Below are 12970 nucleotides of genomic sequence, written 5' to 3'. Positions count from 1 at the left end.
TTCAATGATCTGTACTGTGCGTGGCGCCAGCCGCAACGCTCTGGACCGGAACGTTCCAACCGCTTACTTCGACCACCGGATCGGCCGTTCCCTGCGCGGCATATCGCGCGGTCAGAACGATCGATTCACCCGGCCAAAGCGTCACGTCATTGTCAGTCCAGCGTATCGGCAGCGCAAGCGCGCCCTGTGCGCCACGCTTGATCGATATATGCTGGAACAGCGCAACGGCCTTGGACGATGCGGGCACCGACAGCGTGACCGTGGTGACGTCGTCGTTGCCGTCGCGCTGCGTGGTGGCGTGGACTTCGCTGGTGGCGGCCGGCAAGGTTTTCAGCGCGGTCAGGTCGCCGTATTGCGTCAACGGCGTGAGGTACCAGTTCGACTTCGCCCAGTCGAGCACGTCCGCTCGCGTGGACAGCCAGTAGACGTTGCGACTCACCGGCTTGCCATCGGCCGCCGTCAGTTCAAGCTCGATGAAATAGGTGGGTGAGAGGCCACTGATGGCAGGCAGCGTCGCCACTGCTTTGGTGTGATTGCCGGTGAGATCGATGTTCTGCAGATGCTTCTCGAAACGCACACTGCCATCCACGTTGCGCACGCGCAGGCTTGCCTGCAGTCCGTGCGCATCGTCCAGTGTGTGATTGACAAGCACGATCTCGTGCGAATCGTACGAATACTGGATATGCAGCAACTCGTTGGCCTTCTTGGCGCCGAAATACGCGCCGGCCGGGTTCATGTAGTAGTCGTACAGATGCCAGTGTAGCGACGGCCACGCATTGTTGAGCATCCAATAGATCACGCCGGTCGACGGATTGGCCGCATCCATACGCGCGTTGAACGCTTCGAATTGCGCGCGTACGTTGTCGTAATTGTCCAGCTGGGCCTTGGCCACATAGTCGGCCAGATCGGTGGGAGCGCCATAGCGCTGCGCCAAGGCCTTGTCGAAAGGAGTGAGCACGGCGAAGGTCGACCAGTCGGCGGAGGCGTGGTACTGGCGTACCTCCGGGTACTTCCACAGTGCTTCCTGTTCCTGCGCAGAAAGCATGCGTTGCACGTCTTCCAGACGCGGAATATCGGCGCCCGCGCTGACTTCCGAGTCGAAACCGAAGGCACCACCCAGCTTGTTCGCATACCAGTAGGACGGCGGAATCCAGTCGTACGGACCGGCCATTTTCAAGCCGGACGGGCCGGCCTCAGGCGTTCCTTTGGGCACCGCCGCCGAGATGATCGGCAAGGTCCAATCGGCCGCCCGCAGCGTATCGACATAGAGCTTGGAAATCGCCGGCGGCGGTGGATTGTCGCTGCCGATCAGAAAGCCGATCACCGACGGATGATTGCGCAGCAGTCGTGCCTCGGTGGCCATCGAGTCCGCGGCCACTCGCATATCGCCATCGTCCCAGGGCGAGCCGCCGGTCTTGGCGGCCGACTCCCATTTGTCGCAGCACTCCCAGCCCGGCAGGATCATGATGCCGTAGCGGTCGGCCAGGTCATAGAAACGCTGGTTCTCCAGCTTGCCTTCGCTGCGGATAGTGTTCAGGCCAAGATTGAGCACGTAGCTGAATTCCGCTTCCATGCGCGCCGGGTCGTCGCGCAGGAACATGTCCGGCGCCCAGCCGCCGCCACGGATCAACAAGGGCTTGCCGTTGATGAAGAACTGGCGATAGCCCTGCTTGGTCAGGTTGGAACTGACGCTGCGTACACCGAAGCTGGCCGTGGCACGGTCGGAGTTCGCGCCGTCGACGGCTGCGCTCAGCTCGAGCAGATACAGCGGGTGGTCACCCATGCCGACGGGCCACCAGATCTTCGGATGATCGAGCGCGAGCGAGGCGTTTGACTTCTGTGTAAAGGAAACGACCTGCGTTTGGCCTGGCGCGAGGTGCACGGTCTGTTGCAGAGGAATGCCGGCGACGGTGCCCGTGACGGTCGAATCGTGTGCCACCGTGTCGAGATTCTTCGCCTCTACCGTTACATCGAGTGTGGCGCGCGACAGATCCGGCGATAGCGTCGGCACGACGTGCGGATAGCTCAGCGCGACCGGTCCGGTCTGCACGACGTCTACGCCGCGCCACAGGCCCATATTGTTGTCCGGCGGCGTGGGGTTCCAGTCGACCCAGCCCATCGAAAGACTGACCCGTGGATCGCCCGGCTGAACACTCAGGGCAAGCACATTGCTACCTGCGTGCAGCCACTGCGTCACCTCGAAGTCGTGCACGGGGTAGGCCCCGGCGAGCTTGCCGTGATCGACCACTAGACGCCCGTTGACCCACAGATCGGCACTGGCAATCACGCCGTTGGTGCGCAGCACGGTATGGCGACCCGCCGCTTGCTTGGGTAGAACAAGCTCAGCGCGATACCACCACGGCGTCACGAACAGGTTGCCGCTGCAGTCTGGCACCTGCACGGCGCGCAAGTTGTCGCTATGGAAGACGTCGTTCTTGTACACGCCGTTTTCCAGCAGCCCGGCCATCACGGTGGCGCGTCCGCTGACGGGGTACCACTCCTTGGTGGCATAGCTGGGCGAGGAAATCTTCTCGCCAGCTTCCTGCGCCTTTGCGCTGTCCTGGATCAGCCAGTGATCGATCGATGTAATGGAGCCCGCATCGGCAGGCACTTTCGTCGACACATAAGGCGTTTGGGCGTGTGCCTGCGATGCGGCCCATGCCGCCATCGCCATCATGATCCAAAGAGCGTGCCTGGCTGGAATGTGCATGGGGTTACGGTTTCCCAAGATAGGTTTCGTGTACTTCAACCGGCGCGAATGGCCAGGACTGGTTGAGCCTCGCCCAGATCGCAAACACCACCAGTCCGGCGACGATCCACAGGCTGGAGAGGATCAGCGACAAGGGAGTGGCGGACACGTACACATAGATCCATCCCAGCAGCGCGATGATGCAGGGCACGGGATAGAGCCATTGCTTATAGGGTCGCGCGAGATCCGGCTGGCGCTTGCGCAGCACGATCAGCGCGGCGATCTGCGCGATGGACTGCACGATGATGGTGGCGGCCAGCAGCATGTTGATGACTTCGCTCAGGTCGAAGAACGTGCCGATCGCCGTCACCACGCCCATCGTCAGCAGGGCCACGTGCGGGAAACTGTGCTTGGCATGCAGCCGCGCGAACATGGACAGGAACACCTTGTCCCGCGCTGCTTCGAACGGCACGCGCGAACCGCCCAGCAAGCCGGTGAACACGGAGGCGAAGGCGGTCACGATGATCAGCACCGTCATCACGGCGGCCGCCAGATGGCCCCAGCTGCGCTCCACTACCAGCGATGCCACCGATTTGGACTGGGCGATCTCCTGCCACGGCGCCACACCAAGCACGCTGATGTTGAGCAGCAGGTAGACCACCATCATCGCGATTACCGAGATGATGATGGAGCGCGGCATGGTGCGGCCGGGATCGCGCAACTCGTCGCCGATATAGGCGGTGGTGTTGTAACCGAGATAGTCGTAGATGCCGATGATCAGGCCCGCGCCCAGCCCCACGAAGAAATGCCCGCCAAACGTGTCGGCCGGGAAGGCAAACGCAAACGCTGGGTTGAAGTGGGAGAAGCCCGCCGCCGCCACGCCGATGATCGATACCAGCATGACGACCCACAAGGCAACGGTGATCGCGCGCACCGATTCGATGCGCCGATACAGCAGCCAGGTGACCACGGCAGTCGCCGCCACGCCGATCAGATGCTGCGGCCACCAGCCCAGGCCGGGAAAGAAGAACTGCAGATACTCCACCATGCCGATGATGCCGGTGGACATCAGCAAGGGAATCGCCAGCAGCATGGTCCAGATGAACAGGAATGGCATCAGCTTGCCGGTGCGGTACTGGAACGCTTCGCGCAGGTAGACGTAGGTGCCGCCGGAACCGGGCATCGCCGCACCGAGTTCGGCCCAGACCAGTCCATCCGCCATCGCCAGGATGGCGCCGGCGATCCAGCCGATGATCGCCTGCGGGCCACCCATCGCGGCCACCATGATGGGAATGGTGATGAACGGCCCGATGCCGCACATCTGGGTCATGTTGATCGCGGTGCCCGAGAACACGCCGATGGAGCGATGGAAGGCGTTGTCGCGAACCGGCTGGTGCGTGCTGGAGTCCTGCATGGTTGCCTTGTCGTGTTGAGCTGCGAGCGGACGATCGATCGAGCTGCCCCGACGAACGATGGTGTTGCGCCAGCCCGTTCCCGCGAACACGGGAACGGGCCGTCGAGCCGTCAAACAGATGCTTCCATCACCACTGGCCACGCACGCCGAACATGAACATGCGCTCGGAGAACGTGGAGTGTCCCGGCTGGTCCGGCCACACCAGGTAGTACTTCTGGTACTCGTTGGTGAGGTTGGTGCCGTCCAGGAACACTTCGGCGTACTTGCTGAACTTGTACGAGATCGACGCATCGAGGTACTTCTGCGGCGCCTCGTACATTTCCAGACCGGTGATGCCGCCCACGCTGTCCATCACCGCGCGACGCGAGCGGTAGTTGTAGGCCAGGCGCGCCTGGAAATGATCGTCCTGGTACCACAGGATGAAGTTGCCCGACTTGGTGGAGTTGTCCTGGAACGGGATCTTCTTGCCGGCCAGATCCGTTTCACCCGAATTGCTGGGCGCATACGTGGCGTTGATTTCCATGCCCGTCTTCGACAGAAAGCTCGGCAGGAAGGTGAAGCCCTGACGGTAGTCGAACTCGGCGCCGTGGATGGAGTTGCCGGTACCCTGCACGGGCTGGGTGATCACGATGCAGTGATCGCGCACCACGCCGTCTTCATCCGGCAACGTACAGTTGGTCACGCTGCCGTTCTTGATGAAGCTGTCCACGTTGATGCGGAACAGCGCCAGGCTGAGCATGCTGGTTTCGTTGATGTAGTACTCCGCCGAAGCGCCGAAGTTGGTGGAGCGCCACGGGTTGAGGTCGGGATTGCCGGTGGACGTACCGTTGGATACGCGGAAGATCGGCCCTTGCGGCGTTTCCGCCAGCGAGTAGTTGAGCTGAAGACCGCCGCCCCAGGTGCTCAAGTCCAGCGGCATCATGTTCTTGGAGTAGGCCAGTCGAACCTTGAAGCTGTCGGTGACGTCCAGCGCGAAGTTGGCCGATGGCAGCACGTCTTGGTAACTGCGCTTGGTCGTTGCCGTGCCCACGTCTGCCGGTTCGTCGCCATAGGCACCCGGGTCGCCGCTGAGGTGCTGGGTCACATCGAGGTTGGTGCGGATCAGGCGCACGCCGACGTTGCCGCTGAATGGCATGTCCCACATCGTGCCGTTGAAATCACCCTGCAGGTAGCCCGACAGCTCCTTCAGGCGCACGGCCCAGGTGGTGCCGGGCTCAGCCACTTGCTGCGTGCCCGGATAGAGCGAGTTCCAGTAAGCGATGGGGTTGACCATCGCATTGGGGTCGATCGCCCAGAAGTTGATGCCCGAGCCGAGCAGATTGTTGTACTGCTTGAAGTTGTTGGCGAGCGGCGCGGCGGTGTTGGGCATCGAGATGGCCGACAGCGGTCCGGCGCGGAAATAGCCCTGCTCATTGCCGGCGGTACACGAGCCGCTGTTCAACACCACGTCGGCGCCGACATAGCGCACCAGACAGCCTGCCGGATCGCTGGCCCCCATGCCGGCGTACACCGGTGCTTCCAGCGTCCAGCCTTGGTTGTCGGCGCTGCGGATGCTGTTGCGTACGCCGAATTCCAGCTTGAATCCGTCCTGGAAATCGTACTTGCCGTCGAAGCGCAAGGCGTTGAGCGCGACCTGCCGGTTGTAGTCGCCCGACGATTCCAGCGTTTTCAGCGTCCAGTCGGCAGGGTTGGCAAAGTTGTTGGCCAGCGACGGCGGCACATCGACCTTGATATAGCGGCCGTTGAAGTTGGCGATGATCGGTATGGTGTTCTGTGGAATACCGTTGGCGTTGAATACTCGGTTGCCGCCCAGCTGCGCGGGATAGACCATGGTGCCCGGCGGCACCGAATTGGGGTCCACGCCGTCCATCAGCACGTTAGGCCACAGCGCGCCGTCCGAGTCGGAAATATTGACGTCCGATTCCTGGAACGACTGCGATGCCGTGTCGCGGATGCCGCGCAGGCTTGCCGTAAACGGGCCGCCGTTGTCGTAGTCCAGCTGCAGGTTGAGGTTTCTTGCCACCGAACTCTTCTGGATGATTTGCGAATACGACTCCACGTCGCCAGGCCACTTTTCATACTGCTGCGTGGTGTAGTACTGCGAACCTTCCCAGCCCGGTTCCGGCGTGCCGTACGAACCCAGCGCGGGTGCCCCGGTATTGCGCGACTGCAGCGGCACGTAGGTGGCGCCCTGCCAGTTGGTGGAGTTGAACTGGATGCCGACATTGCGGTCGTACTCGCGCTGCGAGGAATAGAAGTAGTCGGCGGTACCGGTCAGGCCACTACCGAAGTCGAACTGGAACGATGCGTTGCCCGACTTGCGCTTGCGCTGGGTGATGATGTCGTTGAGGCCGATGTCCTGGCTGCCCATGAACACGCCGTTGGATTTGCCGTCGCCGTTCACATCCACGCTGCCGTCGGCGTTCTGCACGATCTTGGACGGAATCGGCGCGCCGTTCCACGGCGTCAGGAAGCCGTTGTAACCGCCGGCACTGGCGGCGTTCTCGCCGTTGAGCACCACGCCGTACTGGTCCAGGCCTTCGGTCGCATTCATGCGGCGCGTATTGGAAAAGTCGCCGGAGATCAGCAGGCCCCAGTGCCCGTTGTCGTTGTACGAAATGAGGCCGTTGCCTTCCGGTCCCGTGTGCTGCGTGGTGCTGCCGCGCTCGCCATTGGCCGAATAACTGTAGGTAAAGCCGCTGGGCAGATCCCACGGCCGGTACGTATGCAGGTCGATGGCGCCGCTGATGCCGCCGTCGGTGGTGCTGGCCGTCGGCGACTTGATCACATCCACGCCATGGAACAGCGTCGACGGCAGCATGCTGAAATCGGGCTGCTGCGAATCGATCTGGTCCGCCGTGATGAACACTTCGCCGTTCAACATGGTGCCGACCTGCGGCAGGCCGCGCACGTCCACCGAGGTACCCACGCCCGCGTCGCGATTGATCTGCACGCCGGTCACGCGCTGCAGCGAGTCGGTGATGGTGGTGTCGGGCAGGGCGCCGATGTTTTCGGCGGTGATGCTGTCCTGGATGTTGGCGGCGTCGCGTTTCACGTCGATGGCGCGCATCTGCGAAGCGCGCACGCCGGTGACATTGACCGCCGAGAGATTGGTGGCGTTCTTGGACGCATCGCCGGTGGCCGCCTGGCCGTCCGTCTTCTTGGCGTCCGGCGCCGGGGGCGCGGTGGTCGTGGTGGTGCTCTGCGCGGACTGGCCATCCTGCTGCGCATCGAAGAAGGTCGATGCTGCCGCTGACGTCGACACGACGGCGAACAGCGACACGGTGATGGCAAATGACAATGGATGCTTGCGAAGTACGGTGGACATGGGCGTGGGCCTCGTTGGTGTTGCCTGTCGAACCTCAGGTGCTCCGTGGAATTGCAAAAACGCGTGTAACCCGGCGGTGCCTGCGAGTTCGCACGCCGTCGTGATGCTGCTTCTCGTTCTCCCCAGCCCTGGCTCCGAAAGCCAACGCCGCTTGCTCAGTACTGCTGCACGGGACGTCCGTCCCGCGTACCGCCTATTTCGAAAACGCCATGCGTGCCAACGCCCACTGGCCATCGCGCGGATCGCCGGTAGCGAAGACACACAGATTGCGCATGCCGGTCCCCACCAGCATGGCAACGTTTGCATCGACTCGAATCTGTCCCTTCGCCTGCGCCGCGTTGTCCAGCGGCAAACGGGCCAACAGCGGACCCGTGCAGGTTTCGGCGTGGATCTCAAAGGCGCCGGCCGCGCCGGTCTTGCCGTGCACCACAGCGTCCTTGGCTTCGTCGCCAAAGCGCCATGGAATTCGCTCGGCCGTCACCTCGACGTGCGTGACGCCGTGCAGCGGCGCATTCGGCCACAGCCAGCACGCATTGCCGATATCGACCGAGTACACGGGCCGGGTTCCCTGTGCCGGCTTGGCACCCTGCAGGCGCGAAGGCGGTTGCTTGGAACAGGTGGCCAGTGCGCTGCCGTCGCGGCTCAGCAAGGTGGATGCATCCAGCACCTGTGAACGCGGCGCGGCAAGTGGGAAGCCGTCCGCGGCAAACGTAGTGGCGCGCACCGTTGCATTGGACGGCAGCGTGAATGGCGCGTCGTACGCCGTGGACTTAGGGTTCGGTTCGGAGCCGTCCGTGGTGTAACGGATCGTGCCGAATCGCACCTGATTGGACAGCGTGATCCGGAATCCGCCGTTGGCCGCTGCAGTCACCTGATAGGCGGGTGCGAACGCGCTGTCCGCGTAGCCGATGCCCAGCGCCTGGTAGCGCGCCAACTCCGCCGGCAGGCGTTGCAGAAAGCCGTTCCAGTCGCGTGCGCCCGCGGGCGACCAGCCGAGTTCAGCCAGCGCCGCCACACGCGGGAATACGGCGTGCTGATCATGCGCAAAGGTGGACATCTGCTCGGTCCACAGGCCCGCCTGCACGCCGATGACGTGCTGCGCTTCGTTCGTGCTCGCGCCCTTCGGGATGACGATGGTGTCATAGGCCTCGCGCAACGTCCCCGCGGGCGGCGGCCCCGGCCATTCGTCGGGCAGGTCGGATTGAACGTGATCGAAGTACAGCGATTCCTGCGGCGTCATGACCACATCGTGGCCTTGCTTGAGGGCAGCCAACGCGATGCGCTCGTTGTGGTCGCCATGCCAGGACATCACCACCTGCGAGGTCGGCAACGCGATGCCGGCAGCCAGCTCGTCATCCCAGCCCACCGGCGTGCGGCCATGCTTGACCAGATGCGTGGCGATCTGCTGCATGAACCAGCCCTGCAGCTGATCCATGTTCGCCAGGCCGAGCTTGTGCATCTGCGCACGCACCTCCGGCGAGGCGTTCCACTGCTGCTTGTCCGCCTCGTCGCCCCCGATGGAGATGTAGTGCGACGGGAACAGCTGCATCACTTCATCGAGCACGTCATCGACGAACTGCAAGGTCTTCTGATCGGGCTTTAGCAGCCACGGACTGACGCCCCAATCGGTCCACACGGCCGGACGCTTGCCGGTGACGCCGAGCCACGGATAGGCGGCGATGGCGGCCTGCGAATGACCGGGAAGGTCGATCTCCGGCACCACATCCACAAAGCGCTCGGCGGCATAGCGCACGATTTCGCGCGCCTCGGCCTGCGTGTAGAAACCGCAGTAAGGCTTGTCCGCAGAACCGGTCAGATCGCTGTCGAAGCCGGCGGCCTCGCGGCACGAACCGGTTTTCGTGAGCTCGGGATACTTGTTGATCTCCAGGCGCCAGCCCTGGTCCTCGGTGAGGTGCCAGAGCAACACGTTGAGCTTGTTGAGCGACATCCAGTCGATCAGCTGCTTGATCTCGGCCACGCTCTGGAAGTGCCGGCCGGAGTCGAGCAACAGTGCGCGCCATGCAAAACGCGGATGATCGTCGATGACGCCATAGGCCACCTTGACCGGCGCGCCTCGCGTCCATCCGGCAGGCGTCAGCAGCTGCCACAGGGTGACGCTGCCGTAGAACGCACCGCGCGGCGTGCGTGCCGCGACCCGGATGCCATCGTCATTGATCGTGATGCGATAGCCGGCATCGTCCGTCACGTCGACGGCCGGGTTCACTTCGAAAGTGATCGCAGGATGCGCCGAATCCGACGCCGCCATGCGCAAATGCAATGCATGGGTGTCGGCGATGCGCTGTGCGAAGCGTTCCGCGATGGACTGCACTTGTTCGCGATCCGCGCCGCGCACCGAGACGGCGGCACCATCGGCGATATCCACCGAACCCGAACCGGCCGGGCTGACCTTCGCCGGTTGCGGCAGCAATGACCATGGGGTGGCGGCAGGCGCGGCAATAACCGTGCCCGTAGCGGCGAGCCAAGCCATGGCGGCGCAGCAAAGCAAAGCCGATGTCGCGATGCGCTTCATGGCACACCGCCTGCCGCGGCCGGTTGCAGCGCTCCCGGTGCGGCCATGCCATGCCTGAGATACCACTGCGCCGCGCCTTGCACGCCGTGGTGGCCGTGCTCCGTCACCCACACGGGCACTTGCGACAGCAGCGCTCGCGCACTGCGCCCATGCAGGAAGCGTTCTTCGAACACGCTGCGCTTCAGCAGCTCGACGATGGATGAGAGAAAGCCGCCGGCCAGATACACGCCGCCCGTCGCCATGAAAGACATTGCGAGGTTGCCGGTAAAACTTCCCAGCGCACCACAGAAGATCTCCACGGCTTCCACTGCCTTTGCGTCGCTGCGCGCTACGGCTGCCGTGGTGATCGCTTCGGGAACCGCCAGCGTTGGTGTCGTTCCATCCAGCGCGCACAACGTCACGTAGACCGACAGCAGGCCGGGGCCCGACACGATGTGCTCGAACGGCACGTAGCCGCCTTCCGGTGCCAGCTTCGCGAGCAGTTCGCGCTCGCGGACCGAGTTCGGCGCGAAATCCATCTGGCCGGCTTCCGTCGCCAGCACGAAGCCGCCGCCGGTGCCGGGAATGTGCACCGCCGCGCCAAGGCCCGTGCCCGGTCCGATCACCAGGGTCGGTCCACGGGTATGCGCATTCGGTCCGCACAGATGGCGGCCGTCGTTGGCGAGCGAGCCATCGAGCGCATAGGCCAGCGCTTCGAAGTCGTTGAGCACGGCAATCTCGTCCAGGCCCAGCGCGTGACGCAGGGGCATCAGCTGGATGGGCCAGGCGAGGTTGTCGTTCACGACCTCCTCGCCCATGGCCTGTCCCGCGCATGCCAGCACGCAGTGCTTCACCGGGGTCCGCACCTCGGCGTCCACGAACGCCTGCAGCAGTTCCGCCAGCGAGGGAAATTCCGCGCACATGAACACGCGATAGGCGAGCGTCTCCACCCCGCCGGCCCCGCCTGGCGAGCCGCGCATAAGCGCGACACGCCCGTGCGTGCCGCCAATATCGGCCGCCAGAAACGGTATCGCGGTTATCCCCGCCACTCGAGTCGAATGGTTATGTGCCACGTCCAGCGCGCCCCCGCATTGGATTCGTCATCAGCGTGTAACGACATTGACACCGGTGTCAAGCGGTGGCGCAGCATGGGCGGAAAATGGCCCGGGGGAGGGATGCGGCGGGGTTTGCGGATGCCCAGGGCATCCCGGCCCACGCCGATTGGCCCGGGCTCGAAGGCTTGGCATACGCTACCGTGGCCGCTTTCGACCCATGGCAGAGACCGGCACTGGGCCGGGTCGCTTCGCTGTGCGAGCGTTATCGGGTCTGCAGAGGGAAAGGGATATCGGAATGGACATCGCGTCATCAGCCATCCAACCAAGAAAGTCCGTTCGCTGGCCGTTTCGAATTCTTGCGGCACTCATCGTGCTGGCGAGTGTCGTTGCTCTGGCCGGTACCGGCATCGCTATCTGGACACGCGAACAACCTTCGCTCCAGTGGCAGTTGTTCGCCAGCCTGCCTGGCATGCTCTGCTTCGCCCGATTCGGCTGGCATGCAGCAGTCCACGGGAGATCGCCCGCCAGTGACTATTGGCCTTTTGCGTCGTCGCGCGTCTTCACCTGTTACACGATCGTCTGGATGCTTATGCTTTTTCATCCATTTGGCGGTTGAGTGCGGATGGTGGCGCCACCAAGCATCGGCATACGATCCAAAGCGCACCTTTCGAACGGAGTGCACATGTTGAAGCTACTTGTTTCGCTCTTGGCACTCTTGCCGGCAGCCTGCCTGGCCATGGATTGCGACAAGGCCATGACGACTCCAGACATCAACGAGTGCGCTTACAAGGACTATCAGAAGGCGGATTTGGCGCTCAATGAAATGTACAAGCGAGTCCTGGATGCCTTCAAAAGCAGCCAGGATGAGGCGAACGGCTACTCGACCCGAGCCGACCTGGTAGAGGCGCAGCGGGCATGGGTGAAGTTTCGGGACGCGAACTGCAATGCCGTCTACGACCGCTGGCAGCAAGGAACCATCCGCGGCTTGATGCGAAATGCCTGTTTGAAAGAGCTGACGGAGCAAAGGACCAAGCAACTCGATCAGCAATTTCTGCGCTCTCCCGATGCTCCGGACAATGGACCCTGATGATGCGCGACGGTCCAGGCAAAGTAGGCCTTAGTGGGGCAAAGGTTTGGCGTTTATGAGGTCATCTGATGAGAAGCGCAGCCCTTGGATGGCTAAAAGCGCAGCAATCGTTGCGATTGTCTGGGTCGCGGGCTACTTCCTAACGGGAACCGTTGGAGGCGCAACGGCCATAGCGGGCATGTTCGTTTTAATCGGATTGGCTGGGCTTTTTTACACATGAAGACGTTTGTTCGCACTTAGTTCGCATGTCCGCTCGATCCGAAGCAGACGTTGCCGGCCGACGCTTTGCCCTTCATATTGTTGGGTACGGCTGATTCCATAAGGGATCGGCAGCATCGCTCTAATCCACGGGCGCAAAGGGGGCGCTGTGGCACTCAATAGCAAGGTGTTGCTTTTGGCCCTGGCCATACTGTCGCTGGTAGTCGGAGCCTACGAGGCTGTGCTGTTCAGCGTTGGTCGCCTCGTTGGATTGCCATTTCAGGCGACCTGGTCACTGGTCTTTCTCATCCTTCTCGTACTTTGGGTGGATCTAGACTGCCGCGAGCGAAAGAACATCTACCGTCCCTTCGAGTTCGGATTTCTAGTGTTCTTGTTCTGGCTGCCATATCTGCCGTACTACCTGCTGCGAACCCGGCGCGCATGGGGACTGCTCTGGCTTATAGGCTTCGCCCTTCTGTTTTACTGCGGGTATTGGCTCCAGTGGATCGTCTATTTGACACGTTAGGAAGGTCCGCTTTCGACTGCGGCTTCAGCCGGTCAACGCAACACATTGCTGGAATCGTTCGGCCGGTGTTTCAAAGTTCAACGTTTGGCGCGGTCGCTCATTCAACTCCCGGGCCACGGCGTCGAGTTTAGCCTGCGAGTAGCCCGATAGGTCGGTGCCTTTGG

Annotated in this window: 8 protein-coding genes and 1 pseudogene; 3 read left to right on the top strand and 6 right to left on the bottom strand. The window is 62.8% G+C overall.

Translation table 11 applies throughout. The features are described 5' to 3' along the window. Window position 1: 1 nt before the first annotated feature. The 5 genes from ISP20_RS18045 to ISP20_RS18025 form a co-directional block, all read right to left on the bottom strand. Window positions 2-2710 carry a glycosyl hydrolase 2 galactose-binding domain-containing protein gene (locus tag ISP20_RS18045; protein WP_204637525.1) on the bottom strand — a complete coding sequence of 903 codons (2709 nt, stop codon included), beginning with the start codon at window positions 2708-2710 and terminating at the stop codon, window positions 2-4. A gap of 4 nt (window positions 2711-2714) precedes the next feature. Beyond that, window positions 2715-4217, bottom strand: a complete 1503-nt coding sequence (locus ISP20_RS18040; RefSeq protein ID WP_239536114.1) for an APC family permease — start codon at window positions 4215-4217, stop codon at window positions 2715-2717. Between the two features lie 13 nt (window positions 4218-4230). Beyond that, the gene (locus ISP20_RS18035; protein ID WP_204637524.1) at window positions 4231-7431 is read right to left on the bottom strand and encodes a TonB-dependent receptor; all 3201 of its coding nucleotides are present in this window, start codon (window positions 7429-7431) and stop codon (window positions 4231-4233) included. A 193-nt stretch (window positions 7432-7624) separates the two neighbouring features. Beyond that, window positions 7625-9961, bottom strand: a complete 2337-nt coding sequence (locus ISP20_RS18030; protein ID WP_204637523.1) for a beta-N-acetylhexosaminidase — start codon at window positions 9959-9961, stop codon at window positions 7625-7627. Beyond that, window positions 9958-10989, bottom strand: a complete 1032-nt coding sequence (locus tag ISP20_RS18025; RefSeq protein WP_338031032.1) for a glucokinase — start codon at window positions 10987-10989, stop codon at window positions 9958-9960. Before ISP20_RS18025 ends, ISP20_RS18030 begins: the two co-directional genes overlap by 4 nt. A 301-nt stretch (window positions 10990-11290) precedes the next feature. Here ISP20_RS18025 and ISP20_RS18020 point away from each other — a divergent pair, with 301 nt between their 5' ends. The 3 genes from ISP20_RS18020 (at window position 11291) to ISP20_RS18010 (ending at window position 12806) form a co-directional block, all read left to right on the top strand. Beyond that, a complete protein-coding gene (locus ISP20_RS18020; protein WP_204637522.1) occupies window positions 11291-11611 on the top strand; it encodes a hypothetical protein in 321 nt (106 codons plus the stop codon). A gap of 66 nt (window positions 11612-11677) precedes the next feature. Then, complete coding sequence (locus tag ISP20_RS18015; protein ID WP_204637521.1) at window positions 11678-12082, top strand: lysozyme inhibitor LprI family protein; 405 nt, start codon at window positions 11678-11680, stop codon at window positions 12080-12082. 367 nt (window positions 12083-12449) lie between these two features. Beyond that, window positions 12450-12806, top strand: a complete 357-nt coding sequence (locus ISP20_RS18010) for a hypothetical protein (RefSeq protein WP_204637520.1) — start codon at window positions 12450-12452, stop codon at window positions 12804-12806. Between the two features lie 24 nt (window positions 12807-12830). On the opposite strand, the pseudogene ISP20_RS18005 reads toward ISP20_RS18010, so the two are convergent. Next, window positions 12831-12970, bottom strand: a pseudogene (locus tag ISP20_RS18005) (IS30 family transposase); the annotation flags it as partial.

It is taken from the genome of Dyella kyungheensis, assembly GCF_016905005.1.
GTDB classification, from domain to species: domain Bacteria; phylum Pseudomonadota; class Gammaproteobacteria; order Xanthomonadales; family Rhodanobacteraceae; genus Dyella; species Dyella kyungheensis.
This window is presented reverse-complemented; position numbering and strand designations above follow the sequence as displayed.